Here is a 1,546-nt window from a genome sequence, read left to right on the forward strand (position 1 = left end):
CTGCAACAGCCGTAGGGTTTCCCGCAGGTCATGCACCAGGTCTTCAAACACCCCCCGCTCCATCCAGCGCCGGGCCTGCTCACGAACGATGTGGGGTGGGGGGAAGTCGTGGGGCAGGTACTCCCACTGGGCACCGGTTTTTACCAGCCAGCGCATCTAGAAGCCCTGTGGCTGGGCCTGCGCCAGGGCAACAGCATCAGCTACAGCCATCGGATTCCCCTAGAGCCCTAGGTTTCCTCACCTGGGCCAGAGGTCTTTTGCGGGCCACCGGCTGAATCTTCTCCAGGTTCTGCCGGCCCTGCAGGCGGGCCCAACTAAACGCCATCTCGACCACCGCCTGCAAACGCACCTCCAGCGGCAAAGCCTGCCAGCGCTCTTTTTCCGAGGGAACCTCCTCGAAGCGGTATTTGCGGGCAACGGGTTTCATAGCTCCTCGATATCGCGCAGGTCAATGCTGCGTCCAAAAGCCTTTTTCAGGGCGATAAAGTCTTCACGAGAGACCACCCGCAAGGTAGTTCCCTCCACCTGGTAAGCCTGACTGCGGGCATAGGCCTGATCAAAATCCGGCCCGCTCATCAGCACCAGATCGATCCGGTTGGGTTCGTAGCCGAGTTGTACCACCCCAGGGGTGCTCAAATCTTCAAGTGAGAGTCCCAGGTCGTCGCCCGCAAAAAAGTCTTTGATGGCCTTTAGAAGCAAAGGTGCTTCGCGCTGGTTTACCCAGAGATCCAGGTCTTTGGTGTAGCGGGGTACACCCAGGAAAGCCAGGGCGTAGCCACCAATAATCATCGAGTGGGCACCTTGCGCGTTCAGACAGCGGATGAATTCAAGCATCTCGTGGGTCATGGGTTCCCCAGCGCCTAGAGCCTTTCATAGTCTAGCCTATGCTAGTTAGGACTTACGCAGTTGTGTAGTGCTTCACCAAAGCGAGACCACCTAAGATGGTGGCAAGCCGAGGTGAAGTATGGGAAAGCTCAAGCCAAAGGAACGCAGCGTGGAAGAAAAGGTAGCCATCGTGTTGAGCTTGCTGCGGGGTGAGGTTAGCGCGGCTGAGTTGTGCCGCAGGTATGGCACCACCGAGAACAGCCTCAACAAGTGGAGGGAACGCTTCCTGGAAGGAGGTAAAGCCGGTCTGGCAGGGCGCAAAGATGAGGGATTGACTGCCCTGGAGATGGAGAACCGCCAGCTCAAGGAGGCCCTGGCCGAAACGGTGCTGAAGCTGGAGATCCAAAAAAAACTCAAGGGTCTTTGAGTGAGGGCAGCCTGAGCTTCGAGCGGATGGAGCAAGTGCGAGGAGAGATGGGATTGGGGGTGAATCGTCTCTTGAAACTGGCTGGGATAGCCAAGGCCACCTACTATCGCCGAAAACAGGGTAGCCAGGCCCGTTCTTGCCCAGCGCAGCAACAGATCGTCCAGGAGGTGAGTACCTACGCCGAACAACATCCCCGCTATGGCTACCGCCGGGTGTGGGCCTTGTTGGCCCGGGAGGGCATCTCGGCCAGCCCCAGCACGGTCTATCGCCTGATGAAGCGCTTTGGGCAGCTGC

At 58.6% G+C, this 1,546-nt stretch carries 4 protein-coding genes and 1 pseudogene; 2 read left to right on the forward strand and 3 right to left on the reverse strand.

All coding sequences use genetic code 11. From position 1 onward, the window contains the following. The 3 genes and pseudogenes from ABWU19_RS14775 to ABWU19_RS14785 all read right to left on the reverse strand — a co-directional run. Window positions 1–150 (reverse strand): annotated as a pseudogene (locus ABWU19_RS14775) (transposase); the annotation flags it as partial. A 46-nt stretch (window positions 151–196) separates the two neighbouring features. Then, window positions 197–427 (reverse strand): hypothetical protein, encoded by a 231-nt coding sequence (locus tag ABWU19_RS14780; RefSeq protein ID WP_027878148.1) that lies wholly within the window; start codon window positions 425–427, stop codon window positions 197–199. Continuing rightward, window positions 424–846, reverse strand: a complete 423-nt coding sequence (locus ABWU19_RS14785) for a nucleotidyltransferase (protein WP_027878147.1) — start codon at window positions 844–846, stop codon at window positions 424–426. Before ABWU19_RS14785 ends, ABWU19_RS14780 begins: the two co-directional genes overlap by 4 nt. Window positions 847–964: 118 nt before the next feature. On the opposite strand from ABWU19_RS14785, the gene ABWU19_RS14790 reads away from it, so the two are divergent. Next, complete coding sequence (locus ABWU19_RS14790; RefSeq protein WP_027878146.1) at window positions 965–1,252, forward strand: transposase; 288 nt, start codon at window positions 965–967, stop codon at window positions 1,250–1,252. Next, on the forward strand, window positions 1,249–1,546 hold a 298-nt coding region (locus tag ABWU19_RS14795; protein ID WP_435902400.1), incomplete at its 3' end, for an IS3 family transposase. The genes ABWU19_RS14790 and ABWU19_RS14795, both read left to right, overlap by 4 nt.

Source organism: Meiothermus cerbereus (assembly GCF_051297115.1).
In the GTDB taxonomy this organism is placed as follows: Bacteria; Deinococcota; Deinococci; order Deinococcales; family Thermaceae; genus Meiothermus; species Meiothermus cerbereus_A.